The 25,771-nt window shown below is 65.3% G+C and carries 26 protein-coding genes; 23 read left to right on the top strand and 3 right to left on the bottom strand.

Annotated features, from left to right (window positions below; translation table 11 throughout):
- The first annotated feature begins 32 nt into the window (after positions 1–32).
- Entirely contained in the window at positions 33–3,383 is a 3,351-nt protein-coding gene (gene mscK / locus CXQ81_RS04885; RefSeq protein WP_101336642.1) for a mechanosensitive channel MscK, read from the top strand.
- Between the two features lie 48 nt (positions 3,384–3,431).
- Positions 3,432–4,895, top strand: coding sequence for a protein adenylyltransferase SelO (selO, locus tag CXQ81_RS04880; protein WP_101336641.1), 1,464 nt, complete (start codon positions 3,432–3,434; stop codon positions 4,893–4,895).
- Positions 4,896–4,898: 3 nt separating this feature from the next.
- Here the strand turns inward: selO and CXQ81_RS04875 are convergent, their stop codons facing one another.
- Both CXQ81_RS04875 and CXQ81_RS04870 read right to left on the bottom strand, forming a co-directional pair.
- Positions 4,899–5,300, bottom strand: a complete 402-nt coding sequence (locus tag CXQ81_RS04875; RefSeq protein ID WP_097134271.1) for a type II toxin-antitoxin system HigA family antitoxin — start codon at positions 5,298–5,300, stop codon at positions 4,899–4,901.
- Entirely contained in the window at positions 5,297–5,593 is a 297-nt protein-coding gene (locus CXQ81_RS04870; protein WP_101336640.1) for a type II toxin-antitoxin system HigB family toxin, read from the bottom strand. Before CXQ81_RS04870 ends, CXQ81_RS04875 begins: the two co-directional genes overlap by 4 nt.
- 237 nt (positions 5,594–5,830) lie before the next feature.
- Between CXQ81_RS04870 and trxC the strand changes: the two genes are divergently transcribed.
- Complete coding sequence (gene trxC / locus CXQ81_RS04865) at positions 5,831–6,265, top strand: thioredoxin TrxC (RefSeq protein ID WP_007926827.1); 435 nt, start codon at positions 5,831–5,833, stop codon at positions 6,263–6,265.
- A gap of 123 nt (positions 6,266–6,388) precedes the next feature.
- Here trxC and CXQ81_RS04860 read toward each other — a convergent pair whose 3' ends face one another.
- A complete protein-coding gene (locus CXQ81_RS04860) occupies positions 6,389–7,159 on the bottom strand; it encodes a ParA family protein (protein WP_007926828.1) in 771 nt (256 codons plus the stop codon).
- Positions 7,160–7,492: 333 nt separating this feature from the next.
- Here CXQ81_RS04860 and CXQ81_RS04855 point away from each other — a divergent pair, with 333 nt between their 5' ends.
- The 20 genes from CXQ81_RS04855 to CXQ81_RS04760 all read left to right on the top strand — a co-directional run bounded on the left by CXQ81_RS04855 (position 7,493) and on the right by CXQ81_RS04760 (position 25,766).
- Positions 7,493–8,224 (top strand): beta-ketoacyl synthase chain length factor, encoded by a 732-nt coding sequence (locus CXQ81_RS04855; RefSeq protein WP_101336639.1) that lies wholly within the window; start codon positions 7,493–7,495, stop codon positions 8,222–8,224.
- Positions 8,200–9,015, top strand: a complete 816-nt coding sequence (locus CXQ81_RS04850) for a 1-acyl-sn-glycerol-3-phosphate acyltransferase (protein ID WP_101336638.1) — start codon at positions 8,200–8,202, stop codon at positions 9,013–9,015. Before CXQ81_RS04855 ends, CXQ81_RS04850 begins: the two co-directional genes overlap by 25 nt.
- A complete protein-coding gene (locus CXQ81_RS04845; RefSeq protein ID WP_007926834.1) occupies positions 8,990–9,250 on the top strand; it encodes a phosphopantetheine-binding protein in 261 nt (86 codons plus the stop codon). Before CXQ81_RS04850 ends, CXQ81_RS04845 begins: the two co-directional genes overlap by 26 nt.
- Before the next feature lie 9 nt (positions 9,251–9,259).
- Positions 9,260–9,514 (top strand): acyl carrier protein, encoded by a 255-nt coding sequence (locus tag CXQ81_RS04840; protein WP_007926835.1) that lies wholly within the window; start codon positions 9,260–9,262, stop codon positions 9,512–9,514.
- A complete protein-coding gene (locus tag CXQ81_RS04835) occupies positions 9,511–10,056 on the top strand; it encodes a hypothetical protein (RefSeq protein WP_007926837.1) in 546 nt (181 codons plus the stop codon). The genes CXQ81_RS04840 and CXQ81_RS04835 overlap by 4 nt, the downstream gene beginning before the upstream one ends.
- On the top strand, positions 10,053–11,732 hold the full coding sequence (locus CXQ81_RS04830) for an acyl-CoA synthetase family protein (protein WP_101336637.1): 1,680 nt from the start codon (positions 10,053–10,055) through the stop codon (positions 11,730–11,732). The genes CXQ81_RS04835 and CXQ81_RS04830 overlap by 4 nt, the downstream gene beginning before the upstream one ends.
- A gap of 98 nt (positions 11,733–11,830) precedes the next feature.
- Positions 11,831–12,565 carry a glycosyltransferase family 2 protein gene (locus CXQ81_RS04825; protein ID WP_101336636.1) on the top strand — a complete coding sequence of 245 codons (735 nt, stop codon included), beginning with the start codon at positions 11,831–11,833 and terminating at the stop codon, positions 12,563–12,565.
- Positions 12,562–13,515, top strand: a complete 954-nt coding sequence (locus tag CXQ81_RS04820; protein ID WP_009041845.1) for a glycosyl transferase — start codon at positions 12,562–12,564, stop codon at positions 13,513–13,515. Before CXQ81_RS04825 ends, CXQ81_RS04820 begins: the two co-directional genes overlap by 4 nt.
- A complete protein-coding gene (hutH, locus tag CXQ81_RS04815) occupies positions 13,496–15,040 on the top strand; it encodes a histidine ammonia-lyase (protein WP_101336635.1) in 1,545 nt (514 codons plus the stop codon). The genes CXQ81_RS04820 and hutH overlap by 20 nt, the downstream gene beginning before the upstream one ends.
- The gene (locus tag CXQ81_RS04810; RefSeq protein ID WP_101336634.1) at positions 15,033–15,458 is read left to right on the top strand and encodes a thioesterase family protein; all 426 of its coding nucleotides are present in this window, start codon (positions 15,033–15,035) and stop codon (positions 15,456–15,458) included. The genes hutH and CXQ81_RS04810 overlap by 8 nt, the downstream gene beginning before the upstream one ends.
- Positions 15,455–16,195, top strand: a complete 741-nt coding sequence (locus CXQ81_RS04805; protein ID WP_256593454.1) for an outer membrane lipoprotein carrier protein LolA — start codon at positions 15,455–15,457, stop codon at positions 16,193–16,195. The genes CXQ81_RS04810 and CXQ81_RS04805 overlap by 4 nt, the downstream gene beginning before the upstream one ends.
- The gene (locus CXQ81_RS04800; protein WP_101336633.1) at positions 16,179–18,518 is read left to right on the top strand and encodes an MMPL family transporter; all 2,340 of its coding nucleotides are present in this window, start codon (positions 16,179–16,181) and stop codon (positions 18,516–18,518) included. The genes CXQ81_RS04805 and CXQ81_RS04800 overlap by 17 nt, the downstream gene beginning before the upstream one ends.
- Complete coding sequence (locus CXQ81_RS04795; protein ID WP_101336632.1) at positions 18,515–19,690, top strand: sodium:proton antiporter; 1,176 nt, start codon at positions 18,515–18,517, stop codon at positions 19,688–19,690. Before CXQ81_RS04800 ends, CXQ81_RS04795 begins: the two co-directional genes overlap by 4 nt.
- Positions 19,677–20,924, top strand: coding sequence for an NAD(P)/FAD-dependent oxidoreductase (locus tag CXQ81_RS04790; protein WP_101336631.1), 1,248 nt, complete (start codon positions 19,677–19,679; stop codon positions 20,922–20,924). The genes CXQ81_RS04795 and CXQ81_RS04790 overlap by 14 nt, the downstream gene beginning before the upstream one ends.
- Entirely contained in the window at positions 20,921–21,667 is a 747-nt protein-coding gene (locus CXQ81_RS04785) for a class I SAM-dependent methyltransferase (protein WP_101336630.1), read from the top strand. The genes CXQ81_RS04790 and CXQ81_RS04785 overlap by 4 nt, the downstream gene beginning before the upstream one ends.
- A complete protein-coding gene (locus CXQ81_RS04780) occupies positions 21,664–22,149 on the top strand; it encodes a DUF3261 domain-containing protein (RefSeq protein WP_007925820.1) in 486 nt (161 codons plus the stop codon). Before CXQ81_RS04785 ends, CXQ81_RS04780 begins: the two co-directional genes overlap by 4 nt.
- Complete coding sequence (locus tag CXQ81_RS04775) at positions 22,146–23,342, top strand: beta-ketoacyl-[acyl-carrier-protein] synthase family protein (protein WP_101336629.1); 1,197 nt, start codon at positions 22,146–22,148, stop codon at positions 23,340–23,342. Before CXQ81_RS04780 ends, CXQ81_RS04775 begins: the two co-directional genes overlap by 4 nt.
- Positions 23,339–23,812 (top strand): hotdog family protein, encoded by a 474-nt coding sequence (locus CXQ81_RS04770; RefSeq protein ID WP_101336628.1) that lies wholly within the window; start codon positions 23,339–23,341, stop codon positions 23,810–23,812. Before CXQ81_RS04775 ends, CXQ81_RS04770 begins: the two co-directional genes overlap by 4 nt.
- A complete protein-coding gene (fabG, locus tag CXQ81_RS04765) occupies positions 23,809–24,537 on the top strand; it encodes a 3-oxoacyl-ACP reductase FabG (RefSeq protein WP_007925825.1) in 729 nt (242 codons plus the stop codon). The genes CXQ81_RS04770 and fabG overlap by 4 nt, the downstream gene beginning before the upstream one ends.
- Positions 24,537–25,766 carry a beta-ketoacyl-ACP synthase gene (locus tag CXQ81_RS04760; protein ID WP_007925827.1) on the top strand — a complete coding sequence of 410 codons (1,230 nt, stop codon included), beginning with the start codon at positions 24,537–24,539 and terminating at the stop codon, positions 25,764–25,766. The genes fabG and CXQ81_RS04760 overlap by 1 nt, the downstream gene beginning before the upstream one ends.
- Positions 25,767–25,771 lie beyond the last annotated feature (5 nt).

Below are 25,771 nucleotides of genomic sequence, written 5' to 3'. Positions count from 1 at the left end.
GCCTAACTTCTCATCCAGCTTGACCGGTCTCTATGCCAACCCTGCGTACCCTTTTCGCCATTGCCCTGCTGGGCCTGAGCCTTTCTGTCGGCCCACTGCAAGCGGCCGAGCCGCCCAGTGCCGAGTCCGTCCAGCAGAGCCTGGATAAAATCGCCGAGCGCAAATTGCCGGAGGCCGATCAAAAGGCCCTGCAAGCGGTGCTGCAACAGACGCTGACCCAGCTGTCGAACAAGCAGGATTACGAGCAGCGCCTGAACGACCTCAAGCAGCAGCTGAGCAATGCACCGCGCCAGACCAGCGAAAACCAGCGCGAGCTGACCCGCCTGAAAGCCACCAAGGTGGTGCCGGTGGCCCAGCGCTACGCCAACCTGCCGGTGTCGCAGCTCGAACAACTGCTGACCGAACGCACCACCCAGCAGGGCGACATGCAGAAAGCCCTGGCCGAGGCCAACAGCCTGGCCATTACCGCGCAGACCCGCCCCGAACGCGCCCAGGCCGAGATCAGCAGCAGCCAGACCCGCACCCAGCAGATCAATACGATCCTCAAGAACGGCAAGGACTCCGGCAAGCCGATCAACGCCGACCAGCGCAATCAGCTCAATGCCGAACTGGCGGCGATCAACGCGCTGATCCCGTTGCGCCGCCAGGAGCTGGCCGGCAACAGCCAGCTGCAGGACCTGGGCAACAGCCAGCACGACCTGCTGATGGAAAAGACCGCGCGCCTGGAGCAGGAAATCCAGGACCTGCAGACCCTGATCAACCAGAAGCGCCTGGCCCAGTCCCAGGAAACCGTCACCCAGCAATCGATCGAAGCGCAAAAGGCCGGCAGCAGCAGCCTCCTGGCCACCGAAAGCGCGGCCAACCTGAAGCTCTCCGACTATCTGCTCAAAAGCACCGACCGCCTCAATGAGCTGACCCAGCAGAACCTGCAGACCAAGCAGCAACTCGACAGCGTGACCCAGAGCGATGCCGCGCTGGACGAGCAGATCAGCGTGCTCAAGGGCAGCCTGCTGCTGTCGAAGATCCTCTATAAACAGAAGCAGGCGCTGCCGCACCTGCGGCTCGACCGCGACCTGGCGGACCAGATCGCCGACATCCGCCTGTATCAGTTCGAGGTCAACCAGCAACGCGAACTGATCAGCAGCCCCAGCAGCTATGTCAACAACCTGCTGGCGACCCAGCCGTCCGAGCAAATCACCCCGCAGCTGCGCAAAACCCTGCTGGACCTGGCCATCACCCGCGCCGACCTGCTGGAACGCCTGAGCCGCGAGCTGAGCGCCCTGCTCAACGAATCCATCACCCTGCAGCTCAATCAGAAGCAGCTGCTGAGCACCTCGCAAAGCCTGCGCGCGACCCTCGACGAACAGATGTTCTGGATTCCCAGCAACAAGCCGCTGGACGGCGAATGGCTGCAAGCTGTGCCGCTACGCCTGGAAAAACAGGTCACCACCCTGCCCTGGTCGTCCAGCCTGAGCGAGCTGGCCGACGGCCTGGCGCAACGGCCGCTGCTGTTCCTGCCATTGCTGCTCCTGATCGCGGCCCTGCTGTGGCGGCGCAAGAACCTGTACCAGCGCCTGACCAAGGTTCACAAGGACATCGGTCACTTCAAGCGCGACAGCCAATGGCACACGCCGCAGGCGATCCTGGTCAACATCCTGCTGGCGATGCCGGTCGCCCTCGGCCTGGCGCTGTGCGGCCTGGCCTTGCAGATCGACGCCCGCGGACAGAATGCCAACCTCGGCGCGGCGCTGTTGCAGATGGCCCAGGCCTGGCTGGTGTTCTATACCGCCTACCGGATCCTCGCCCCCGGCGGCGTGGCGGAACTGCACTTTCGCTGGGAAAAGCCCCAGGTCGAATTCCTCCAGGGCTGGATCCGCCGCCTCGGGCTGGTGGTCATGGCCCTGGTGGCCGTGGTCGCCGTGGCCGAACATCAACCGGCGGCACTGGCCGATGACGTACTCGGCATCGCCGTGGTCCTGACCTGCTACGCCCTGATGGCCTGGCTGCTCAGCCGCCTGCTGCTGAGCAGCCCGACGCACCAGAACGCCTCGCTGTTCCGCAAGGCGGTGGCGGTGCTGTTCACCGCGCTGCCGATCGCCTTGTTCATCGCCGTGTGCTTCGGCTACTACTACACCGCGCTGAAGCTCAGCGACCGCCTGATCAATACCCTGTACCTGCTGATGTTCTGGCTGGTGATCGAAGCCACTTTCGTCCGCGGACTGGGCGTCGCCGCCCGGCGCCTGGCCTACCAGCGGGCCCTGACCAAACGCCAGGCCGCCAAGGAAAGCGGCGACGGCGAAGCAGTGGTCGAAGAGCCGACCCTGGACATCGAGAAGGTCAACGAACAATCCCTGCGCCTGATCCGCCTGGCCCTGCTCGGTGGTTTCATGGCCGGGCTGTACTGGGTCTGGTCGGACCTGATCAGCGTGTTCTCCTACCTGGACAACATCACCCTCTACGAATACACCAGCGGCACCGGCGCCAACATGAGCATGGTGCCCATCAGCATCGGCGACATGCTCGGCGCGCTGATCATCGTCGGCATCACCTTCGCCCTGGCGCGCAACCTGCCGGGGCTGCTGGAGGTGCTGGTGCTGTCCAGGCTGAACCTGGCCCAGGGCAGCGCCTACGCGACCACCACGCTGCTGTCCTATGTGATTGCCGGCGTCGGCTTCGTCTCGACCCTGTCGACCCTCGGCGTCAGCTGGGACAAGTTACAGTGGCTGGTGGCTGCGCTGTCGGTGGGCCTGGGCTTCGGCATGCAGGCGATCTTCGCCAACTTCATCTCCGGCATCATCATCCTGTTCGAGCGGCCGGTACGCATCGGCGACACCATCACCATCGGCAATCTGTCGGGCACGGTGAGCAGGATCCGCATCCGCGCCACCACCATCACCGACTTCGATCGCAAGGACATCATTGTCCCGAACCAGACCTTCATCACCGGGCAACTGATCAACTGGTCGCTGACCGACACCGTCACCCGGGTGACCCTCAAGCTCGGCGTCGACTACGGCTCGGACCTGGACCTGGTCAAGGAACTGCTGCTCAAGGCGGCCCGCGATAACCCGCGGGTCCTGAAAGAGCCCGAGCCCCATGTGTACTTCCTCAACTTCGGCGAAAGCACCCTGGACCACGAATTGCGCATGCACGTGCGCGAGCTGGGGGACCGCAACCCGGTGCTCGACGAGGTCAACCGCTTCATCAACCGCGAGTTCAAGAAGCAGCACATCAACATCTCGTTCCGCCAGATGGAGGTCTACCTGAAGAACCTCCATGGCCAGGAATACAAGATGGTGCCCATCGAGCCGGAGACCAAGACCATTGTCCCGCTGCCCGACGGCAAACCGCTGCAGGAACCGCCTCCCAGCAGGCTCGACTAAGGACGCTATCCCTAGCAGAATGCTCGGACATTCTGCTGGAGATGGCCGTTGAAAGCCCTCGACGAACTGACCTTCGACAATCGCTTCGCCCGCCTGGGCGATGCGTTCTCAACCCATGTGCTGCCCGAGCCGATCGACCGCCCACGCCTGGTGGTGGCCAGCCCGGCGGCCATGGCGCTGCTGGACCTGGACCCCGGTGCTGCCGAAAGCCCGGTGTTCGCCGAACTGTTCGGCGGGCACAAGCTGTGGGCTGAAGCGGAACCCCGGGCGATGGTCTATTCCGGGCATCAGTTCGGCTCCTACAACCCTCAGTTGGGCGATGGTCGCGGCTTGCTGCTGGGCGAGGTGTACAACGCCGCCGGCGAGCACTGGGACCTGCACCTCAAGGGCGCCGGCCAGACCCCCTACTCGCGCATGGGCGATGGCCGCGCCGTACTGCGTTCATCGATCCGCGAGTTCCTGGCTTCCGAGGCGCTGCACGCCCTGGGTATTCCAACCACCCGGGCGCTGTGCGTGATCGGCTCCGACACCCCGGTCTGGCGTGAGAAACAGGAACGCGCGGCGATGCTGCTGCGCATGTCGCCCAGCCATGTCCGCTTCGGCCACTTCGAATACTTCTATTACACAAAACGCCCCGAGCAGCAGAAACAGCTGGGCGAGCACGTGCTGGCGATGCACTTTCCCGAGTGCCTGGAGCAGCCCGCACCCTACCTGGCGATGTTCCGCGAAGTGGTCGAGCGCAATGCCGAACTGATCGCCAAGTGGCAGGCCTACGGTTTCTGCCACGGGGTGATGAACACCGACAACATGTCGATTCTCGGCGTGACCTTCGACTTCGGGCCGTTCGCCTTCCTCGACGATTTCGATGCGCATTTCATCTGCAACCATTCCGATGACCAGGGGCGCTACTCGTTCAGCAACCAGGTGCCAATCGGCCAGTGGAACCTCAGCGCCCTGGCCCAGGCGCTGACGCCCTTCATCAGTGTCGAGGCCCTGCGGGAAACCCTCGGCCTGTTCCTGCCGCTGTTCCAGGCCCATTACCTGGACCTGATGCGCCGCCGCCTCGGCCTGACCAGCGCCGAAGACGAGGATCAGAAGCTGGTGGAACGGCTGCTGCAACTGATGCAGGGTAGCGGCGTGGACTACAGCCTGTTCTTCCGTCGCCTGGGGGATGAGCCGGCGGAACTGGCCCTGGCCCGGCTGCGCGACGACTTCGTCGACCGCCAGGGCTTCGATGCCTGGGCCGATCTGTACAAGGCCCGGGTCGCCCGTGATCCGATCCAGGGTCAGGAGCTGCGCCGGGAACGCATGCACGCGGTCAACCCGCTGTACATCCTGCGCAATTACCTGGCACAGAAGGCTATCGACGCCGCCGAACAAGGGGACTACTCCGAGGTGCGCCGCCTGCACGCGGTGCTGAGCAAGCCGTTCGAACAACAGGCCGGCATGGACAGCTACGCCGAACGACCGCCCGAATGGGGCAAGCACCTGGAAATCAGTTGCTCGTCCTGACCCTCAGATAAAGACCTCGGCCGAAACACCGAAGCGCTCGGCCAGCCAGCGGATCTGCCGCAGGTTGAGCTGGCGCTTGCCGCTCAATACTTCCGAAACCACCGACTGTGCACCCACGCCTGGCAGATCGCTCTGGGTCAGGCCGTGTTCGTGCATCAGGGAGCGCAAGACGTCAACACCACTGGCTATCGGCATCGGTCGATGCTCTTCGTCGTAGGCTTCGATCCAGTCGCCGATGATGTCCACCAGCGAAGTCACTGGATGGTTCTCGTCCTCTCCCATGAGATCCAGCAGTTCATCCAGCGCCGCGACCAATGCATCGTAATCGGCTTCGGTCTTGGGTTTACGCAACACAGGCGCCACGAAATGCCAATGATCCGCCGCCTGCTTCACCAGAACGTTCATCTGGTCTCCTCCTTCCACCTGCCTTTGTCGTATTCGTGATGGTCCAGCACGTGCCTGATAGAGAGACGTCGTACTTCATAACGCACCACGGCGATGATTCGTAACTTGTTGCCACCAATATCGAAGACGTGAAACGCCCCCACTTTGTCGGTGGCCGGAAATACCGCCTTGATGGCTGCAAAATCGGCCGGATTGAGGCTTTTGGCTTTTCTGTACCAGGTTTCCAGCGCATTGGCCGATTGTGGCCAGCGGCTCTTGGCCTCCCAGATTCGTTTGGCGGTGATGATATGCATGCAATGTCCCTATCGCATATTGCTATAGACGGTAGTGTCGGAAGCGTGCCATAGCAAGTTGCTATGCGCCTGAACAGACCAACGGCATAAACCCGCGGCTCCGTTTCAGCCTAGATTCGCCAGCCGCCACGCAGCTCAAAGATGTATGAAGGAATGCAACAGACTCGCCCCTCGCTTGATAAACCCCGCGCCAGACTCCAGATCATGCCCATCGCCCACTTTCCTGGAGCCCCCCTCATGTCCGATCCACTGCTAATCCCCTGCCCTCACTGCAACGGCCTCAACCGCATCCCCGCCGAGCGCCTGGGCGATCAGCCCAAATGCGGGCGCTGCAAAGGCCAGGTGTTGCTGAACCAGCCTTTCGAACTGAAACAAGGCGACTACGCCAGCCAGATCAAGGGCGACCTGCCGTTGCTGGTGGATGTCTGGGCGGATTGGTGCGGGCCGTGCAAATCCTTCGCGCCGGTGTTCGAGCAGGCGGCGGCGCAATTGGCAGGCAAGTGCCGGCTGGCCAAGCTCGACAGCGAGGCCAACCAGCAATTGTCGGCGCAGTTGGGAATTCGCTCGATTCCGAGCCTGATTCTGTTCAAGAACGGACGGGAAGTGGCACGCCAGAGTGGCGCCTTCCCGTTACCGCAGCTGATGAGCTGGCTGCGTAGCCAGGGCATCTGACCGCTATCGAAATCGCCTTGAACTGTAGGAGCGAGGCTTGCCCGTGATAACGGTCTGACAGCCGACGACGATGTTGAATGTCAGGCACTCATCGCGGGTAGGCCCCGCTCCTACGGAAGAAGGTCAGGCGCTTTCCAGCAGGTTGTGCAGGTCAACGAACTGCTGGGTCAGCTTGTGCCGGGGGTCGAGGTGGATCAGCGGCAGGCTGGCCTGGTGGGATTCGCGCATGCGCACCGAACTGGCCAGGTACACCGGCAATACCGGCAGGCCCTCGGCGATCAGTTCATCGAGCATTTGCTGGGGCAGGCTGGCGCGGGCCTGGAACTGGTTGACCACGATGCCTTCGACCTGCAAATCCTCGTTGTGGTCGTCCTTGAGCTCTTCGATTTCCGCCAGCAGGCCGTACAGCGCCTGGCGGGAAAAGCTGTCGCAGTCGAAGGGAATCAATACGCGATCGGCGGCAATCAGCGCCGAAACCGCATAGAAGTTCAAGGCCGGCGGGGTGTCCAGGTAGATCCGGTCGTAGTCCTCGGCCAACTCGTCCAGCAGTTTGCGCAGCTTGTTGATCTTGTGCTTCGCCTCAAGCTTGGGCTGCAGATCCGCCAACTCGGCGGTGGCCGTCACCACATGCAGGTTGTCGAACGGCGTTTCGTAGATATCGACCTGATTCTTCTTCGAGAACGGTCCGGAAGACAGGGTCTGCTTGAAGAAGTCGGCGATCCCCATGGGGATGTCGTCGCCGGTCAGGCCGGTGAGGTATTGAGTGGAGTTGGCCTGGGCATCCAGGTCCACCAGCAGCGTGCGATACCCCTCGCTGGCGCTCACGGCCGCCAGATTGCAGGCAATGCTCGACTTGCCGACTCCCCCTTTCTGATTGAACACCACGCGCCGCATGTCAGAACCTCCCTGCATCAAAGATCACCGAGTGTAGTAGCCAGTACCGCCGCTTCGCTACCTCGCTGACGGCGGACCGCCAAACCAGTTCCAGTGGCCAGAATCAGCCTAGACTTTCTTGTAAAGCCCCCGCGCTCCCGACCTGTACCATTCGATAATGGCCAAATGACACTTTTCTGCTGTCGAGCGGGTCATTTTCACTGAGCGAAACATAACCAATGTTTGCTACCAGCCAGTCACACCGGGATAATGCGCGCCACTCGGCTGTAGCTCCGTGGCAGGTGAGTCGCGATCGAAACGCCTGACCACGTCAAGTAAGCCCGCAGGGGCGGGATGAATTTTCAAGTGATCAACTTCAACATCGCCCAATGGCGCGCGTGGGCCCCTGGGCTCGAAAGCGTGGACGATTGGCAGGCCTGGAGCCGACAACCGGTCGTGCTCCAGAGCAGTGATGCGGCCCCGGACGTGTCGTTTCTACCGGCCATGCAGCGCCGGCGCCTCAGCCGTCTGGCGCGCATGGCCTTCAGCGTGGGCTGGCCGCTGGCCGAAGGCCTGGAACAGCTACCGTTGGTCTTTATTTCCCGGCATGGCGAAACGCCGCGCACCTTCGACATCCTCAGTGACCTGGCGGCCGGCCAGCCGTTGTCCCCGACCCAGTTCAGCCTCTCGGTGCACAACGCGGTGATCGGCCTGTGGTCGATCATGCGTGGCGAAACCAGCGAAATGACCGCCCTCGCCGCTGCCGGCGACGGCCTCGAACACGGCATGCTAGAGGCCGCGGCGCTGCTTGAGGAAGGCGCCCCGGCGGTGCTGCTGGTGGTCACCGAAGAGCAGCCGCCCGCCGCCTATGCCACCTGGATCGACGACGTGCCCTTCCCCTATGCGGTCGGTCTGTTGCTGACCCCCGGCCAGCAGTGGCAACTGACGCTCGGCACCGCCACCGAGGGAGCGCCGCGCGCCGAGTGGCCCCATGCCCTGAATCTCTTGCGTACCCTGCTCGGCGAGCAAACCTTTTGCCAACATGCCTGGAAGAACCGTGTATGGAACTGGCAACGCAACCTGTAAACACAAAACCCCGCGACGCCTACTACTGGCGCCTGGTCGCCACGGCAGCGAGCTTCGCCTTGTTCGGCCTGGGCGGCCTGTGCCTGCGCCTGGTGATTTTCCCGCTGCTCGCCTGCCTGCCCGGCGATGCCGAAGCGCATCGCCAGCGCGCGCGTCGCACCATCGGCCGGCTGTTCTGGCTGTTCATTCGCTTCATGGCCCGCAGCGGCGTGCTGACCTATGAAGTCGAAGGCGCACAAAAGCTCGGCCGCCCCGGACAAATGATCATTGCCAACCACCCATCGCTGATCGACGTGGTGTTCCTCATCGGCCTGGTGCGCAACGCCAACTGCGTGGTCAAGCAGAGCCTGTGGCAGAACCCCTTTACCCGCGGCCCGATACGCGAAGCCGAATACATCAGCAACGACGGCAGCATGGACATGCTCGACGCCGCCGGCGAAGCCCTGCGCAACGGCCAGACCCTGGTGATCTTCCCCGAGGGCACCCGCACCCCGCCGGGCCAGGCGCCGGCCTTTCATCGGGGGGGCGCGGCAATCGCCTTGCGGGGTGCGAGAATCATCACCCCGGTGGTGATCAAGGTCAGCCCGACCACCCTGACCAAGGCCGAACCCTGGTATCGCATCCCGATGCGCCGCGTGCACTTCAGTTTTCGCGTCGGAGCCGATATAGACCCGTATGCCTTTGCCGCCCAAGGCCCCGCACCGCAGGCCTCGCGCAAGCTCAACGATTATTTGCATCACTACTTCATTAAGGAGCTCGCCGAAGATGAGCGATCTGCACCAGGAAATTAAAATGCTGATCATCGATGCCCTGGGCCTCGAAGACATCAGCGTGCAAGACATCGGCAACGAGCAGACGCTCTTCGGTGAAGGCCTGGGCCTGGACTCGGTCGACGCCCTGGAGCTGGGCCTGGCGATCCAGAAACGCTACGGCATCAAGATCGACGCCGACGCCAAGGACACCCGCAATCACTTCACCAACGTGGCGAGCCTTGCGGCGTTCGTCACTGCAAAACAGGCAGCTTGAGACCGGACCATGCAAACTCGTGACGACATCTTCAACACCCTGCGTGATGCCCTGGTGGAACTCTTCGAACTGGAACCGGAACGCGTAAGCCTGGAATCCAACCTGTATCAAGACCTGGAAATCGACAGCATCGACGCCGTCGACCTGATCGATCACATCAAGCGCAAGACCGGCAAGAAAATCGCCGCCGAGGAATTCAAGTCGGTGCGTACCGTCAATGACGTGGTCGAGGCGGTATACCGTCTGGTCCAGCCGGCCGCATGAGCCGGCTGATCGGCCTTGGCCTGCTGCTGGCGGGCCTGTTGTATCCCTTTGCGGTGTATTTCGGCATGGAGCATTTCGCGCCATGGCAGTTCGGCCTGTTGCTCGGCGGCCTGTGGCTGGCCCGGGCCCTGACCGGCGAACGGCGTCCCGGCAGCCTGTGGATGGCGGGCGCCGCCCTGGCCTTCTGCCTGCTGCTGGCGCTGTTCGATAACCCGTTGTTACTGCGCTGGTACCCGGTGCTGATCAGCGGCTTCATGCTCACGTTGTTCGGCCTGAGCCTGAAATACGGCCCGCCGGTGGCTGAACGCCTGGCCCGCCTCAGCGAGCCTGCGCTGCCGGAAAAGGCGATTCGCTATACCCGCCAGGTGACTGTCGCCTGGAGTGTGTTTTTCCTCTGTAACGGATTGCTCGCTGCGGCCCTGACCCTATGGGCGCCGCTGAGCTGGTGGACGTTGTACAACGGCCTGATCTCCTACGGGTTGATGGGTTTGCTGTTTGCCATTGAATGGCTGTTACGACAACGCGTACGAGGCCGCGCATGAATTGGATAAAGCTTGAGCAGCTGCTGCTCAAGTCGTTGCCGGAACGGGCCGTCACGGTCGAACCGGCACTCGATCACAGCCACCTGCGGCACCAGGCCCTGAGCCTGGCCGCGGGCTTGCAGGCCAGGGGCGTACAGCGCCTGGCCCTGCACCTGGAAGATGCCGCCGAACTGGCCATCGCCCTGCTCGGCGCCTGGCGCGCCGGGGTCAGCGTGCTGCTGCCCGCCGACCTGCAACCGCAGACCCGGCAACGCTGGTCGACCCAGGTCGATCTGTGGCTGACCGACCAGCCGGGCGATGCCCACTTGGCCGACTTCGACTCGCCACCATTGCCCGCCGCCGAACTCGATCTCGACGGCTGCCGCCTGAGCCTGTGCACCTCCGGCTCCAGCGGCGAACCCAAGCGCATCGACAAATCCCTGCACCAGCTGGCCAACGAAGTCGAGGCCCTGGAGCAACTGTGGGGTGAGGGATTGGGCCAGGCCTGCATCATCGGCAGCGTCGCCACCCAGCATATCTACGGCCTGCTGTTCCGTGTGCTCTGGCCGCTCTGCGCCGGGCGCACCTTCGTGCGTCGGCAGTTGCCGTTCCCGGAAGACCTGCAGCGCGCCAGCCGCGAACACCCAGCCTTTGCCTGGGTCGCCAGCCCGGCCTTGCTCAAGCGCATGGGCGACAACCTCGACTGGCCGGCCCTGAGCCCGGTACGCCGGGTGTTTTCCTCTGGCGGCGCGCTGCCTGCCGACGCCGCGCAAGGCCTGCACCAGCGTCTTGGACAATGGCCAACGGAAATCCTCGGTAGCTCGGAAACCGGCGGCATCGCCTGGCGCCAGGGCGACAGCCTGTGGCAAGCCTTCGCCGGGGTCGAGCTGAGCCAGGACAGCGACGGCGCCCTGCTGATCGCCTCGCCCTACCTGCCGACCGGGCATGTCGAACACACCGCCGATGCCGCGCGCATCGCCGCCGATGGGCGTTTCGAGCTGCTCGGGCGCCTGGACCGGATCGTCAAGCTGGAAGAAAAACGCATTTCCCTGCCGATGCTGGAACAGGCCCTGGCCGAGCATGCCTGGGTCGCCGAAGCGCGCCTTGGGGTGGTCCGGGAAAACCGCGCTTCCCTCGGCGCGCTGCTGGTCCTCAGCGAACAAGGCCTGCACGCCTTGCGCAATCAGGGTCGCAGGACCCTCACCCAAGCGCTGCGCCAGCACCTGAGCCAGCATTGCGAGGCCCTGGCGCTGCCGCGCCGCTGGCGCCTGCTGCGCCAGTTGCCCCTGAACAGCCAGGGCAAGCTGCCCCAGGCCGACATCGAAGCCCTGCTGCTGGCCCCGCGCCCGCGGGCGCCGGAAGTGCTGGAACAGCTCGAGGCCGACGGCGAATGGAGCCTGCAACTGGCGATCCCGCCGGACCTGGCCTACTTCAGTGGCCACTTCCCCCAGACCCCGGTGCTGCCGGGCGTGGTCCAGGTGGACTGGGCATTGGCGCTGGGCCAGCAGTTGCTCGATCTGCCGGGGCGCTTTGCCGGCATGGAAGTGCTGAAGTTCCAGCAACTGGTGCGCCCCGGCGACCAGGTGCAATTGCACCTGCGCTTCGATCATGAGCGCGGCAAACTCTACTTCGCCTATCGCAATGACAGCGCCGCCTGCTCCAGCGGCCGCATCCTGCTGGAGAACGCCTGTGGATAAGTTATTGACCCCAGGCAAGCGCAGCCCCCAGCGGCTTCTTGCAGCCGCTGCCGAAGGCTGCGATCGGCCGCGCAGCGGACGCCCGGGAGGCAACCCCCATGCATAACCCCTGCGCCGTGATCCCGGTCTATAACCATGAAGCCGCCGTGCCGACGGTGGTCGAGGCCCTGCTCGCCAGCGGCCTGCCCTGTGTGCTGGTGGACGACGCCAGCAGCCCGGCCTGCGCCGCCGTGCTGGAGCAGTTGGCCGAGCGCGAACAGGTGTTCCTGGTCAAGCTCGCGGTCAACCAGGGCAAGGGTGGCGCGGTCATGGCCGGGCTGCGCGAAGCCTCGCACCTGGGTTTCAGCCACGCCCTGCAAGTGGACGCCGACGGCCAGCACGACCTGCGCGATGTGGATAACTTTATCGCCACCTCCCGCACCCACCCCGAAGCGCTGGTCTGCGGTTATCCACAGTACGACGCCAGCGTGCCCAAGGGCCGCTTTTACGCGCGCTACCTGACCCACGTCTGGGTCTGGATCAATACCCTGTCGTTGCAGATCCCCGACTCCATGTGCGGCTTCCGGGTCTACCCCCTGCCGCCCATCCTGGCGCTGATCGACTCGGTGAAGATCGGCCAGCGCATGGATTTCGACACCGATATCCTGGTGCGCCTGTCCTGGCGCAACCAGCCGATGCGCTGGTTGCCGACCCAGGTCCGTTACCCGGCGGATGGCCTGTCGCACTTTCGCCTGTTCCACGACAACCTGCTGATTTCCAGCATGCACGCCCGGCTGTTCTTCGGCATGTTGCTGCGCGCGCCGCTGATCCTCTGGCGACGGTGGCAAGCATGACGGCGCTACACGACAAGCAGGACAAGCAACATTGGGCCGAGCACAAAGAGCGCGGCAGCTTCTGGCTGATGAAGCTCACCGCCTTCGGCGTGCGCGTGCTCGGGCGCCGGGTGTTGAGCCCGGTGCTGTACATCATCGTGTTCTATTTCTTCCTGTTCGGCCGCGGCGCCCGCCGCAGCGCCTGGTTGTACCAGCAGCGCCTGGCCGACTGGAGCGGCAAGGCCGAGCTGCGTCCCAGCCACTGGCGGGTGTTCGGCCAGTTCATGGCCTTCGCCGATTCCCTGCTGGACAAGCTCGACGTGTGGAACGGCAAGCTGCGCCTGGAACAGATCGAGATCGTCGACCCGGCCCGGCTGCGCGACCAGTTGCGCGGCACCCGCGGACAGATGCTGGTGGGCGCGCACCTGGGCAACCTGGAAGTCTGCCGCGCCCTGGCCGAGCTGGGCGAAAAGGTCACCATGAACGTGCTGGTGCACACCAAGCACGCCGAGCGTTTCAATCGCCTGCTGGGCGAGGCCGGGGCCACCAACCTGCGGCTGGTCCAGGTCAGCGAGCTGGATCCGGCGGTCATGCTGCAACTGAGCCAGCGCCTGGATCGCGGCGAATGGCTGGCGATTGCCGGCGACCGTGTACCGCTGCATGGCGGGCGCAACGTGCGGGTGGATTTCCTCGGCCATCCGGCCCCTTTCCCACAAGGGCCGTGGCTGCTGGCGGGCCTGCTGAAATGCCCGGTCAACCTGCTGCTGTGCCTGAAAAACAATGGCCGCTATCGAGTGTTTCTCGAACCCTTCACCGAGGCCGTGGCGTGGAAGCGCAGCGACCGCGAACAGGTCATCGCCCAGTGGACTGCCCGCTACGCCGAGCGCCTGGGCCAGTACTGCCTCGAAGCGCCCCAACAATGGTTCAACTTTTACCCTTTCTGGAAGACCGATGACGACGCATCCGCTTGAGCCGGTAACCTTCGGCGAACTCCCTTTGCGCATCGAAGACGTGCTGGCCCTGGCCAACCGTCAGGCGCCGACCCGACTGCAAGGCGACAGCGCATTCCGCCAGCGCATCGCCAGGGGCGCGCAATTCCTCGATTCGCTGCTGGACAAGGAAGGCGTGATCTACGGCGTGACCACCGGCTACGGCGACTCCTGCGTGGTCGCGGTGCCGCTGCAGCACGTCGAGGCGCTGCCCCGTCATCTGTACACCTTCCACGGTTGTGGCCTGGGCAAGCTGCTGGACGCGCAAGCCACCCGCGCGGTGCTGGCGGCGCGCTTGCAGTCGCTGTGCCATGGCGTGTCCGGGGTACGCGTGGAACTGCTGGAGCGCCTGCAGGCGTTCCTCGAACACGACATCCTGCCGCTGATTCCCGAAGAAGGCTCGGTGGGCGCCAGCGGCGACCTGACGCCGTTGTCCTACGTGGCCGCGACCCTGTCCGGCGAGCGTGAGGTGATGTTCCGCGGCGAGCGCCGGACCTCGTCCGAGGTGCACCGCGAGCTGGGCTGGGAGCCGCTGGTGCTGCGCCCGAAAGAAGCCCTGGCACTGATGAACGGCACCGCGGTGATGACCGGCCTGGCCTGCCTGGCCTTCGCCCGCGCCGACTACCTGCTGCAACTGGCCACGCGCATCACCGCGCTGAACGTGGTCGCCTTGCAGGGCAACCCGGAGCACTTCGACGAGCGTCTGTTCGCCGCCAAGCCGCACCCAGGGCAGATGCAAGTCGCCGCCTGGTTGCGCCAGGACCTGGCCATCGACGCGCCGACCGCGCCGTTGCACCGCCTGCAGGACCGCTACTCGCTGCGTTGCGCGCCCCATGTGCTGGGCGTGCTGGCCGACAGCCTGGGCTGGCTGCGCGGTTTTATCGAGACCGAGCTGAACAGCGCCAACGACAACCCGATCATCGACGCCGAAGCCGAACGCGTGCTGCACGGCGGGCACTTCTACGGCGGGCATATCGCCTTCGCCATGGACAGCCTGAAGAACCTGGTGGCCAACGTCGCCGACCTGCTGGACCGCCAGCTCGCGCTGCTGGTGGACGAGCGCTACAACCACGGCCTGCCGAGCAACCTGTCCGGCGCGCCGGCGGACCGCGCCATGATCAACCACGGCTTCAAGGCGGTGCAGATCGGCACCAGCGCCTGGACCGCCGAAGCGCTGAAAAACACCATGCCGGCCAGCGTGTTCTCGCGCTCCACCGAATGCCATAACCAGGACAAGGTGAGCATGGGCACCATCGCCGCCCGCGATGCGATCCGCGTGCTGGAGCTGACCGAACAGGTCGCCGCCGCCACCCTGCTGGCCGCCAACCAAGGCGTCTGGCTGCGTGGCCGGGCCGAGGACACGCGGCCGTTGCCGCCGGCCCTGGCCGCCATGCACCAAGAGCTGGCCAAGGACTTCCCGCCGGTGATCGAGGACCGCGCCCTGGAAGGCGAACTGCGCCTGTGCCTGCAACGCATTGCCGAGCAACACTGGAGGCTGCATGCGTAGTCGGGGCGTGCTGCACGCGGACACCGAGATCCAGGTGCCGTTTTTCGACGTCGATACCATGCACGTGGTCTGGCACGGGCACTACGTGAAATACCTGGAAGTGGCGCGCTGCGCCCTGCTCGACAAGCTCGGCCACAACTACCAGCAGATGCGCGATTCCGGCTACGCCTGGCCGGTGATCGACCTGCAACTGCGTTATGTGCGCGGCGCGGTGTTCGGGCAGAAGCTCAATGTCCGCGCCAGCCTGGTGGAGTGGGAAAACCGCCTGAAGATCAACTACCTGATCAGCGACCTGGAAACCGGCGAACGCCTGACCCGCGCCAGCTCGGTGCAGGTGGCGGTGGAGATCGCCAGCCGCGAGATGCAACTGGCCTCGCCCAAGGTGTTTGTGGACGCCGTTACGAAGGTTCTGTCATGAGCCCGATCTTGTGCCTTCGTAACCTCTGTAGCCGCTGGCGCAGCCTGCGATCGGCTGCGCAGCAGCCGCAAAACCTGAGCCCACGATGCCAGGCCGATAACGCCGGGCGCCCGCTGCACAATCGATCGCAGCCAGGCGGCAGCGGCTACAGGCTGTTGGGCCTGTTGTTGGCGCTCAGCTTCAGCTCGTTGGCCAATGCCTTCGACCTGCAACAGCTCAGCGACCAGCTGGCCAAGCCCGAGGTGATCCACGGCAGCTTCGTCCAGGAGAAACACCTGCGCGCCCTGCCCCAACCGCTGACCAGCAGGGGCAGCTTCGTCCTGGCGAAAAACCATGGCCTGCTGTGGCTGCTGAAAACACCGCTGCAACAGGACTACCGCATCACCGGCCAAGGCATCGCCCGCCGGGACGGCAGCGGCTGGCAAATGTTGCCGAACAAGAGCGCCGGGGCCGAACAGAACCGCCTGTTCCTCGCCGTGCTGCAAGGCGACAGCAGCGGCCTGCAACGGGACTTCGAGCTGGCCCTGGCCGGCGACGCCAAGGCCTGGAAACTGACCCTGACCCCACGTTCGCTGCTGCTCAAGCAGGTGTTCAACCAGATCAACATCGACGGTGGCGAACTGGTGCAGCGCATCGAGCTGCTGGAAACCCAGGGCGACAGCACCGTGCTGAAGATGCACGACAGCATCAGCAACCAGCCTTTGAGCGACGCGGAGCAACATGACTTTGCCGAGTGAACGCTGGTGGCCGCGGCTGTTCCTGCTCCTGCTGGTGGCCGTGCTGGCCCTGGCCGGCTGGCAATGGCGTCATGGCGCGCCGCTGTCGGCCAACCTCATGGAGCTGGTGCCGGGCACCGACCCCGATGCCCTGGAGCTCAAGGCCGAGCAACGCATGCAGGAGCCGCTGAACCGCGAAATGCTGGTGCTGGTGGGTCACGCCGAGCGCCAGCAGGCCATCGCCATGGCCCAGCGCCTGGGTGAGCAATGGCAGGCCAGCGGGCTGTTCGAGAAGGTCCAGTGGAACCTGCAGGCCGACCTGCCGGCGCTGCGCACGCAATTGCTGCAAGGGCGCCTGGCAATGCTTGGCACCGCCGACCGCCAGCAGTTGATCGAGCACCCCGACGCTTTTATCCAGCAACGCGTCCAAGCGCTGTTCGACCCCTTCAGCGGTTTCAGCCTGGTCCCGAGCCAGGACGACTGGCTGGGCCTGACCGGACGCATCCAGAACAGCCAGCCGCAACGTGGCGCGGTGCAACTGGACATCGGCAGCGGCACCCTGGTCGCCGATGCCGACGGCAAGAGCTGGGTGCTGCTGCGAGCACGCACCACCGGCAACGCCTTCGACATGCAGCTGCCGCTGCAGGTGGCGGCCCTGCTCCAGCACAGCCGCGAACAGGCCGCCGAGGCCGACGCCCATCTGCTGGCCGCCAGCGGCCTGCTCTACGCCGCCAACGGCCAGCAACAGGCCTCCCGCGAGATCACCTGGGTCGGCGGCGGCGCTACCGTCGGCATCCTCCTGCTGCTGTTGCTGGCCTTCCGGCGCTGGCGGGTGTTGCTGGCGTTCGTGCCGGTGCTGGTGGGCATGCTGTTCGGCGCGGTGGCCTGCGTCGCCCTCTTCGGCCATATGCACGTGATGACCCTGGTGCTGGGCTCGAGCCTGATCGGCGTCGCCGTCGACTACCCGCTGCACTACCTGTCCAAGAGCTGGAGCCTGCGCCCCTGGCACAGCTGGCCGGCGCTGCGCCTGACCCTGCCGGGGCTGAGCCTGAGCCTGGCCACCAGTTGCATCGGCTACCTGGCATTGGCCTGGACACCGTTCCCGGCCCTGACCCAGATCGCCGTGTTCTCCGCCGCCGGGCTGCTGGGTGCTTACCTGAGCGCGGTGTGCCTGTTGCCTGCGCTGCTGCGCGGCGTCGAACTGCAACCGGCGCAATGGCCGCTGCGCGTAGCCGAGTGGCTGCTGAACCTGCGCACCCAGTTGCTCAAACGCGTGTCCAGCCCCTGGCTGCTGGCGCTGGTGATCGCCTTCTGCGCCGGTGGCCTGTGGCAGCTGGAGAGCAAAAACGATATCCGCCAGTGGATCGGCGCGCCGCCACAACTGCAGAGCGAAGCCCAGACTATCGCGCGGATCACCGGCTACCAGCCCACCAGCCAGTTCTTCCTGGTGCGCGGCGCCGATCAGCCACAGCTGCTCGAACGCCTCGGCGCCCTGAGCGAGCGCCTGGAGCAACTGGTCAACCTGGAGAAACTCCAGGGCTACCTGTCGCTCAACCAGCTGGTAAGCCTGCCCAGCGAGCAACAGCGCCTGCGCCAGGCCCTGGACGAGCTGCCGCGGCACTGGCAGCCGCTGCTGGATCTCGGAGTACCGGTGGCGGCCCTGAACGCGGAACTCGCGCAATTGCGCACGCTGCCCAGCGAAGACATAGACGCGGCCCTGCAAGGCCCGCTGGCCGAGCCTTACCGCACCCTGTGGCTGGGCCCCACCGACCACGGCGTGGCGGCGATGGTCAGCCTGCAGGGGCTGAACAACCCACAGTTGCTGCGGATACAGGCGCAGGATCTGCCGGGGGTGCAACTGGTGGACCGCCTGGGCGACCTGAACCAAGTGTTCGCCGCCACCCAGGTCAGCGCCGCCGAGCTCAAGCTCGCTTCCTGCGTGCTGATCGTTGTGCTGCTGATCCTGCCGTTCGGCCTCGGTGGCGCCCTGTGCCTTGTCGCCCTGCCGCTGCTGGCAGCCCTGTGCAGCCTCGCCAGCCTGGGCTGGCTGGGGCAACCGCTGACCCTGTTCAGCCTGTTCGGCCTGTTGCTGGTGACCGCCATCAGCGTCGACTACGCCATCCTCATGCGTGAACAGGTCGGCGGGGCCGCCGTGAGCCTGCTCGGCACCTTACTTGCGGCGCTGACCACCTGGCTGTCGTTCGGCCTGCTGGCGATTTCCAGCACCCCGGCGGTCAGCAACTTCGGCCTGTCGGTGAGCCTGGGCCTGGCCTTCAGTTTTATCCTGGCGCCCTGGGCCGGTCGCCAGCGCCATCGCCAGCCCGTCACGGAGCCCGTCCTGTGATGACTGCCCTGTTCTGGCTCATGGCGCTGCTGCTGTTCGCGCTCGCCACCCGTATCGGCAGCCGTTTTGGCCTGATCCCGATCGTCAGCCAGTTGCTGCTGGCGACCTTCGGCCTGCCGCTGCTGATGCTGTTCTGGATCGAGCCGCACTGGCAGCTGAGTGGCGCCCAACTGGTCTCGCCAGTCTGGCTGAAGAACCTCTACGGCTTGAGTTTCGCCCTGCTGCTGGGGCATATCCTCAGCGATGTGATCGACCTGCGCCTGGACCGCCAGAGCCTGAAAATCGCCCTGCCGAGCTTCGCCATTCCCTTCGCCTGCGGCCTGGCCACGGCGGTCTGGCTGTTGCCGGCGCAACCCTGGCTGAGCTCCCTGGCGGTTGGCCTGCTGTTCGCCATTACCGCGATTCCGGTGCTGTACCTGTACCTGCGGCACATCGACTACCCACCGCTGGCCACCCGGCGCCTGGTACAGACCGCGATCCTCATCGACCTCAGTTGCTGGACCCTGTTCGGCGTCGCCCAGGGCAGCCTGCACCTGAGCAGCCTGCTGCTACCACTGGCCGCAGCCTGCCTGCCGCTGCTCCTGCGCGGCCTCGGCCTGCGCCAGCCGCTGCTGCACAGCCTGGGTTTCTTCGGCCTGCTGGTGGTGGCCGAGCACTACAGGCTCAACGCGCTGATTTTCGGCATCGGCTACCTGCTGTGCATGGCCGCCCTCAAGGTGCCGCTGGTGCTGCCGTTAAAGGCAGCCTGGATGAGCCGTTTGCAGACCTTTATCGCCATCCCGCTGATCCTTACGTTCGGCATCGTGCAGATCAACGTGCACAGCGCCATGGACAGCCTCGGCTGGGTGCAGCTGGGGGCCTTGCTGCTGTTGCCGATTGCCAGCAAGCTGCTCGGCAACTGGCTCGGCCTGGGCTGGGCCGGCGCCTCCTTCAAGGGCGCCAGCCGCTGGCGGGAAAGCCTGCTGCTGAACATTCGCGGGCTGAGCGAGATCGTCTTTCTCAACCTGCTGCTGCAACAACAGCTGATCAGCCCGGCGCTGTACTTCGCGCTGATGCTCATGGGCCTGATCGCCACCCTGATGCCGGCCCTGGCCGGGCTGCACCGAACACCTTTGGTCCCTTTGAATCAGAACATCGCCGAACCGGCAAGGAGCCCCAGTGCCAACAGTTGAAATGGAACGCCGCCAGATTGTGGTGATCGGCGCTGGCCCATCGGGCGCCATCGCCGCCGCGCTGCTCAAGGGCAAAGGCCACGACGTGCTGATCGTCGAGCGCCAGCATTTCCCACGGTTTTCGATCGGTGAAAGCCTGCTGTCCCACTGCCTGGATTTCGTCGAAGAGGCCGGCATGCTCGAGGCGGTCAACGCTGCGGGCTTCCAGCGCAAGAACGGCGCCGCGTTCGCCTGGGGCGAGCGCTACAGCGCTTTTGATTTCGGCGACACCTTCAGCGAGGGCAAGCCCACCACCTTTCAGGTGCAACGCGCCGACTTCGACAAGCTGCTGGCCGATCAGGCCGCCCTGCAAGGCGTTGAACTGCGTTATGGCGAGGCCATCGTCAGCGCCGACTTCAACCTGGCCAGGCCGCAGTTGCAGGTGCTGCGCGAAGACGGCAGCGAATACCGAGTGGAAGCGGACTTCGTCCTCGACGCCAGCGGCTACGGCCGCGTGCTGCCACGCCTGCTGGACCTGGAGGCGCCCTCGAACTTCCCGGTCCGCCAGGCGGTGTTCACCCACATTGAAGACCGTATCGACAGCCCGGCCTTTGAGCGGGAAAAGATCCTCATCACCACTCACCCCAGCAAACGCGATGTGTGGTTCTGGACCATCCCGTTCAGCAACGGCCGCTGCTCGGTCGGCGTGGTGGCGGCCAAGGAGCATTTCGACGGCCGTGGCGACGACCTGGACCAGTGCCTGCGCGGTTTCATCGAGGAAACCCCGAGCCTGGCCAAGGTCCTGCACAACGCCGTCTGGGACACCCCGGCGCGGGCCATCGGCGGCTACTCGGCCAACGTCAAGACCCTGCACGGCCCGGGCTTCGCACTGCTGGGCAACGCCGCGGAATTCCTCGACCCGGTGTTCTCCTCCGGCGTGACCATCGCCATGCGTTCGGCGAGCATGGCCGCTGCCGTGCTGCATCGGCAGTTACAGGGCGAAAGCGTGGATTGGGAAAGCGAATTCGCCATCCCCCTCAAGCGCGGTGTCGACACCTTCCGCTGCTACGTCGAAGGCTGGTACGCCGGCACCTTCCAGGACGTGATCTACCACCCGGGCAGCTCACCGGAAATTCGCCGGATGATCAGTTCGATCCTCGCCGGTTATGCCTGGGACGAACGTAACCCCTTCGTCAGCGAGCCCAAGCGCCGGCTGCGCATGCTCTCGGAAATCTGCGCCATGGAGGCTCCATGAGCGACGCCCAGCCGCAGTACCTGAGCGCCAGCTACGTCGAGGAAACCCGCTTCGGCTTCTGGTTCCTGCGCAGCCATACCTGGCAGCACCATGTGCTGCGGGTGGCGATCAACGACCTGCACCGCCTGTTCGACAACCAGCCGCCGAGCAACCCGGTGCTGCTGGATGCCGGCTGCGGCCAAGGCAAGTCGTTCCAGTACCTACGCCAGGTGTTCGCCCCGCGGCGCCTGATCGGTCTGGACGCCGACCCGCACAGCCTCAGGCTCAGCAGTGAAGAAGCGGCGCGCCAGGGCTTGCAGGTCGAGCTGATCGGCAGCGACTGCGCGACCCTGGACGTGGCCGATGCCAGCGTCGACCTGCTGTTCTGCCATCAGACCTTTCACCACCTGGTGGAACAGGAAAAGGCCCTGGCCGAGTTCTATCGCGTGCTCAAGCCGGGCGGTTACCTGCTGTTCGCCGAATCCACCGAGGCCTACATCGACACCTGGGTAATCCGCTGGCTGTTCCGCCACCCGATGCATGTGCAGAAAAGCGCCGCGCAGTACCTGGAAATGATCCGTCGACAGGGTTTTGAATTCACCCCGCGCAATGTGTCTTATCCCTATCTGTGGTGGAGCCGTGCCAAGGACTTCGGGCTGCTCGAACGCTTCGGCCTGCGCCGCCCGAAACCCTTTGGCCAACGGGAAGAAACCCTGGTCAATGTGGTTGCCCGCAAACCCCTGCACGAAGGTGCCGCTGGATGATCCGTGCCCTGCTCGTCGGCTGCCTGCTGTTGCTGAGCGCCTGCGCCAGCCAGCCGCCGCTGCCCGAGAAAACCCCGAGCCTGGCCCTGCCGCTGCAACTGCACGTCGAGCGGCAACAGGCCGGGCAGCGTCAGGACTGGCTGCTGGTGATCCAGGCCGAAGGGCCGGGCATCCGTTGGTCGCTGATCGACCCGCTGGGCATTCCCCTGGCGCGTCAGCAACTGATCGCCGGTCGCTGGCAGGCCGACGGCCTGTTGCCGCCGAACCCGGAGGCCCGCGAACTGTTCGCCGCATTGCTGTTCGCCCTGACGCCCGCGGGCGAACTGCGAGATAATTATCCAGCCGCCCGGCAGCACGGCGCGCAGCGTGACCTCGTCCCGCACTGGCAGGTCCGCTATCGCCAGGCTCTGGATTTCCGTCTGGAGTTGCCTCGTGGCTTGCACTACCACATCAGCCCGCTGACCGCCGAGAACGCCTCATGACGGCCTACCTGAATGCCCTCGGGGTGATCTGTGCCCTTGGGCGCGACAAGCAGCAAGTGGCCCGCAGCCTGTTTGCCGGCGACTGCTCCGGCATGCGCGCCGCAGCCGGCTGGGTGCCGGAGCGCAGCGTGCCCGTCGCCGCCGTCCAGGGGCCGCTGGCGAGCATTCCGCCGCCGCTGAGGCAGCAGGGCAGCCGCAACAACCAGCTGCTGCTGGAGGCCGCCCAGCAGATCCGTGGCGACATCGACCAGGCCATCGCCCGCTACGGCCACAGCCGCATCGGCATCGTCCTCGGCACCAGCACCTCGGGCATCGACGAAGCCAGCCGCGGCATCGCCCATTACCTGCGCGACCGGCACTTCCCGGCCGATTACGACTACCGGCAGCAGGAACTCGGCGCTCCGGCGAATTTTCTCGCCGACTGGCTCGACCTCAGTGGCCCGGCCTATGTGATTTCCACCGCCTGCACCTCCAGCGCCCGGGCGCTAATGAGCGCCCGCCGCCTGCTCGACCTGGGCCTGTGCGACGCGGTGCTGTGCGGTGGCGTCGACAGCCTGTGCAAGCTGACCCTCAACGGTTTCTCGGCCCTGGAGGCGGTGTCCGCGCAGCGCTGCAATCCGTTCTCGGTCAACCGCGATGGCATCAATATCGGTGAAGCCGCCGTGTTGTTCCTGATGAGCAAGGAAACCCTCGGCGCGCAACCGATCGCCTTGCTCGGCGGCGGCGCCAGCTCCGACGCGCACCATATTTCCGCCCCCGAACCCAGTGGCCGCGGCGCCCTGCAAGCCATGCAGAAGGCCTTGCACAACGCCGGCCTGCACGCCGGACAGATCGGCTACCTGAATCTGCATGGCACGGCCACCCAGCACAACGACGCCATGGAAAGCCTGGCGGTCGACCAGTTGTTCCCGGCCGGTGTGCCTTGCTCGTCGACCAAACCCATGAGCGGCCATACCCTGGGCGCCGCCGGGGCCCTGGAAGCGGCGTTCTGCTGGCTGAGCCTGTCCAGCGACAACGCCGCACATGCCCTGCCGCCCCATGTCTGGGACGCCCAGGCCGACCCGCAACTGCCGCCGCTGCATTGGGTCACCGCCACCACACGTCTGGAGCAGAACGCTCCGCGCTGCCTGATGAGCAACTCCTTTGCCTTCGGCGGCAACAACGTCAGCCTGATTATCGGAGACGCCCCATGATTGACTGGCCGCTCGCCGAACTGCTGCCCCACGCGGGCGACATGATCCTGATCGATCAGGTCCTGGGGTTCGATGAAGAGCAGATCCGCACCCGCCTCACCGTCAAGCCCGATGGACTGTTCAGCCGTGCCGACGGCAGCCTGCCGGCCTGGGTCGGCATCGAACTGATGGCCCAGAGCGTCGCCGCCTACGCCGGCTGCCATGCGCGCCAGAAAGGCCAGGCTGTCGAGCTGGGGTTCCTGCTCGGCACGCGCAAGTTCGAATGCAATGTGGAACACTTCCCCGCCGGCAGCGAACTGCAGATTCACGCCTTGCGCTCCCTGCAAGACGACAACGGCATGGGCGTATTCGAATGCCACCTGAGTGCCCCCGGCATTCAGGCCGTCGCCCGCCTCAACGTGTTCTGTCCGCCACAGGCGGACAGCTACCTGAACGAATCACCCGCTTTATCAACAGGAGTCCAGCCATGACTGAATCCATATTGGTCACCGGCTCCAGCCGTGGTATCGGCCGTGCCATCGCCCTGCGCCTGGCCCAGGCCGGCTATGACCTGATCCTGCATTGCCGCAGTGGCCGCGGCGAAGCCGAGGCCGTGCAGGCCGAAGTCGAGGCCCTGGGGCGCCAGGCGCGCATCCTGCAATTCGATGTGACCGACCGCGCCAGCTGCAAGGCCGCTCTCGAAGCCGACGTGGAAGCCCATGGCGCCTACTACGGCGTGGTGCTCAACGCCGGCCTGACCCGCGACGGCGCGTTCCCGGCCCTGAGCGAAGACGACTGGGACACCGTGCTGCGTACCAACCTCGACGGCTTCTATAACGTGCTGCACCCGCTGATCATGCCGATGATCCGGCGCCGCGCGGCCGGGCGCATCGTCTGCATCGCCTCGGTGTCCGGGCAGGTCGGCAACCGTGGCCAGGTCAACTACAGCGCGTCCAAGGCCGGCCTGATCGGCGCGGCCAAGGCCCTGGCCATCGAGCTGGGCAAACGCAAGATCACCGTCAACTGCGTGGCGCCAGGCTTGATCGACACCGCCATGCTCGACGAGAACGTGCCAGTGGACGAGCTGCTGAAGATGATCCCGGCCCAGCGCATGGGCACCCCGGAGGAAGTCGCCGGCGCGGTGAACTTCCTGATGTCCGCCGAGGCCGCCTACATCACCCGCCAGGTGCTGGCGGTCAACGGAGGCCTGGTCTGATGAAACGTGTGGTCGTCACCGGCATGGCCGGCATCACTTCGCTGGGCAGCGACTGGGACACCATCGTCGCCAACTTCGGCGCCAACCGCAGCGGCATTCGCCGGATGGACGAATGGGATCGCTTCAGCGAGCTCAATACCCGCCTGGCCGGCCCCGTGGACGACTTCAAGGTACCGGCGCACTGGACCCGCAAGCAGCTGCGCAGCATGGGCCGGGTGTCGCGGCTCGCGGTGGGGGCCGCCGAGCAAGCCCTGGCCGATGCCGGCCTGCTGGGCGACGAGTCGATCAAGGACGGGCGCATGGGTGTGGCCTGTGGCTCGTCCACCGGCAGCACCGACGAGATCAAGGCGTTCGGCAACATGTTGCTGAACTCGGTGGCCGAAGGCCTCAACGCCAACTCCTACGTGCGCATGATGCCGCACACCACCGCGGCCAATATCAGCATCTTCTTCGGCCTCACCGGCCGCCTGATCCCGACGTCCAGCGCCTGCACCAGCGGCAGCCAGGGCATCGGCTACGCCTATGAGGCGATCAAGTTCGGCCGCCTGCCGCTGATGCTCGCCGGCGGCGCCGAAGAGCTGTGCCCGACCGAAGCCATGGTGTTCGATGCGCTTTACGCCACCAGCCTGAAAAACGATGCCCCGCACACCAGCCCGCGGCCCTACGACAGCGACCGCGACGGCCTGGTGATCGGCGAGGGCGGCGGCATGCTGGTACTCGAAGAACTGGAGCACGCCCTGGCCCGTGGCGCGCATATCCATGCCGAGATCGTCGGCTTCGGCAGCAACGCCGATGGCCAGCACACCACCCGTCCGGAGCAGGCCACCATGCGCCGGGCCATGGAGCTGGCCCTGGAAGACGCCGGCCTCGAGCCTTCGGCCATCGGTTACGTCAACGGCCACGGCACCGCTACAGAACAGGGCGACATTGCCGAAACACTGGCCACCAGCAGCCTGTTCGGCAGCCGGATGCCCATCAGTTCGCAGAAGAGTTTCCTCGGCCACACCCTGGGAGCCTGTGGCGCGCTGGAGTCCTGGTTCAGCATCGAGATGCTCAACCGCGACCTCTACGTGCACACCCTCAACCTCGACACGGTGGACCCGCGTTGCGGCGAGCTGGATTACCTGCGCGGCGAATTCCGGCAGATGAGCTGCGAATACGTGATGAACAACAACTTTGCCTTTGGCGGCGTCAACACTTCGCTGATTTTCCGCCGCTGGCCTCAATGACGTTA

This window comes from Pseudomonas sp. 09C 129, assembly GCF_002843625.1.
GTDB lineage: Bacteria > Pseudomonadota > Gammaproteobacteria > Pseudomonadales > Pseudomonadaceae > Aquipseudomonas > Aquipseudomonas chlororaphis.
The sequence above is the reverse complement of the archived record's forward strand: the minus strand, read 5'-3'. Positions and strand labels throughout refer to the sequence as shown.

Coding starts and splice junctions, on each gene's coding strand:
- CXQ81_RS04830 (WP_101336637.1), top strand. CDS start 10,053: ATGAATTGGATAAAGCTTGAGCAGCTGCTGCTCAAGTCGTTGCCGGAA.
- CXQ81_RS04840 (WP_007926835.1), top strand. CDS start 9,260: ATGCAAACTCGTGACGACATCTTCAACACCCTGCGTGATGCCCTGGTG.
- CXQ81_RS04820 (WP_009041845.1), top strand. CDS start 12,562: ATGACGGCGCTACACGACAAGCAGGACAAGCAACATTGGGCCGAGCAC.
- CXQ81_RS04860 (WP_007926828.1), bottom strand. CDS start 7,159: ATGCGGCGCGTGGTGTTCAATCAGAAAGGGGGAGTCGGCAAGTCGAGC.
- CXQ81_RS04770 (WP_101336628.1), top strand. CDS start 23,339: ATGATTGACTGGCCGCTCGCCGAACTGCTGCCCCACGCGGGCGACATG.
- CXQ81_RS04870 (WP_101336640.1), bottom strand. CDS start 5,593: ATGCATATCATCACCGCCAAACGAATCTGGGAGGCCAAGAGCCGCTGG.
- trxC (WP_007926827.1), top strand. CDS start 5,831: ATGTCCGATCCACTGCTAATCCCCTGCCCTCACTGCAACGGCCTCAAC.
- CXQ81_RS04800 (WP_101336633.1), top strand. CDS start 16,179: ATGACTTTGCCGAGTGAACGCTGGTGGCCGCGGCTGTTCCTGCTCCTG.
- CXQ81_RS04825 (WP_101336636.1), top strand. CDS start 11,831: ATGCATAACCCCTGCGCCGTGATCCCGGTCTATAACCATGAAGCCGCC.
- CXQ81_RS04780 (WP_007925820.1), top strand. CDS start 21,664: ATGATCCGTGCCCTGCTCGTCGGCTGCCTGCTGTTGCTGAGCGCCTGC.
- CXQ81_RS04835 (WP_007926837.1), top strand. CDS start 9,511: ATGAGCCGGCTGATCGGCCTTGGCCTGCTGCTGGCGGGCCTGTTGTAT.
- mscK (WP_101336642.1), top strand. CDS start 33: ATGCCAACCCTGCGTACCCTTTTCGCCATTGCCCTGCTGGGCCTGAGC.
- CXQ81_RS04785 (WP_101336630.1), top strand. CDS start 20,921: ATGAGCGACGCCCAGCCGCAGTACCTGAGCGCCAGCTACGTCGAGGAA.
- CXQ81_RS04805 (WP_256593454.1), top strand. CDS start 15,455: ATGAGCCCGATCTTGTGCCTTCGTAACCTCTGTAGCCGCTGGCGCAGC.
- CXQ81_RS04775 (WP_101336629.1), top strand. CDS start 22,146: ATGACGGCCTACCTGAATGCCCTCGGGGTGATCTGTGCCCTTGGGCGC.
- CXQ81_RS04855 (WP_101336639.1), top strand. CDS start 7,493: ATGAATTTTCAAGTGATCAACTTCAACATCGCCCAATGGCGCGCGTGG.
- hutH (WP_101336635.1), top strand. CDS start 13,496: ATGACGACGCATCCGCTTGAGCCGGTAACCTTCGGCGAACTCCCTTTG.
- CXQ81_RS04810 (WP_101336634.1), top strand. CDS start 15,033: ATGCGTAGTCGGGGCGTGCTGCACGCGGACACCGAGATCCAGGTGCCG.
- CXQ81_RS04845 (WP_007926834.1), top strand. CDS start 8,990: ATGAGCGATCTGCACCAGGAAATTAAAATGCTGATCATCGATGCCCTG.
- CXQ81_RS04850 (WP_101336638.1), top strand. CDS start 8,200: ATGGAACTGGCAACGCAACCTGTAAACACAAAACCCCGCGACGCCTAC.
- CXQ81_RS04875 (WP_097134271.1), bottom strand. CDS start 5,300: ATGAACGTTCTGGTGAAGCAGGCGGCGGATCATTGGCATTTCGTGGCG.
- CXQ81_RS04760 (WP_007925827.1), top strand. CDS start 24,537: ATGAAACGTGTGGTCGTCACCGGCATGGCCGGCATCACTTCGCTGGGC.
- fabG (WP_007925825.1), top strand. CDS start 23,809: ATGACTGAATCCATATTGGTCACCGGCTCCAGCCGTGGTATCGGCCGT.